General features: G+C 39.5%; 1 protein-coding gene. It reads right to left on the bottom strand.

The features are described from left to right. Positions 1-18 precede the first annotated feature (18 nt). The coding region (locus ABW51_RS09630; protein WP_053466558.1) for an IS3 family transposase at positions 19-602 on the bottom strand (584 nt) is incomplete at its 5' end.

Raw genomic sequence — 602 nt, 5'->3', positions numbered from 1 at the left:
CCCCAAAAAGTTAGACTGTTATTTAAAGGATTGTTTTCGATATTGTATCGGACTCAGTCCTTTTAAGTTTAGTTGAATCCGTCGGTGGTTATAGTAATCCAAATAATCCCTGACGGCATCAACTATCTCCTCTCTACTGTTAAATTCCCGACCATAAAAACATTCTGTTTTTAATCGCCCAAAGAAACTTTCCATTGCAGCATTGTCCAAGCAATTCCCTTTTCTCGACATACTTTGAATGATGCCATGTTCAGCTAAAATTCGACGATAAGCTACCATTTGATATTGCCATCCCTGGTCTGAATGTAAAATGACACCACAAGCTTTATTTAATCCTTTGAGGGCTTGCATCAACATGTCCTCTACTTGCGTCCAGTTTGGGGAATAGCTGAGATTATAGGAGACTATCTCATTGTTAAATAAGTCTAAAATAGGGGATAAATAGACTTTACTCCCATCTTTTGCCTTAAACTCGGTGATATCGGTCACCCATTTTTGTTTCGGGGCCGTTGCACTAAAATCGCGTTCAAGATGATTTGGTGCAATCACCCCTATCGTGCCTCGATAGGTGGTAAATTTCTTGCTTTTTCTTGACCGCACTT

Origin of the sequence: Haemophilus sp. C1 (genome assembly GCF_001276515.1) — a bacterium.
Taxonomy (GTDB): domain Bacteria; phylum Pseudomonadota; class Gammaproteobacteria; order Enterobacterales; family Pasteurellaceae; genus Haemophilus.
The sequence above is the reverse complement of the archived record's forward strand: the minus strand, read 5'-3'. Positions and strand labels throughout refer to the sequence as shown.